The sequence below is a fragment of the Sphingomonas sp. 10B4 genome, assembly GCF_035019905.1.
GTDB classification, from domain to species: domain Bacteria; phylum Pseudomonadota; class Alphaproteobacteria; order Sphingomonadales; family Sphingomonadaceae; genus Sphingomonas; species Sphingomonas glacialis.
On record NZ_JASJVC010000354.1, the window covers coordinates 1 to 266 of the forward strand.

The following is a 266-nucleotide window of genomic DNA, read 5'->3' on the forward strand; positions in this document are numbered from 1 at the left end:
GTGGTGTGACGGAAGAAAATTATCAATTCAAAGCTCAACGCAAATTTGGCAGTGATACCGTAGTGACCGTGTTTTCAACTTACAACACGATTCAAAGTTATGTTCCTGATAAAGGTGGCGTCACCCTGAGTCAGGTTGCTCAATTTGGAAAAAACTATGCCCTAAATAATGACCCTACCAGCCAAAATTATTACGGTTATAACTTCAACAATAAAACGACGGATTTTGACTATATCCGCGTGCAATCCAAGTTGGCTGGCTGGGGT

Annotated in this window: 1 pseudogene; it reads left to right on the top strand. The window is 41.4% G+C overall.

What is annotated here, in order from left to right:
* Positions 1–266 (top strand): annotated as a pseudogene (locus QN347_RS20090) (TonB-dependent receptor); the annotation flags it as partial.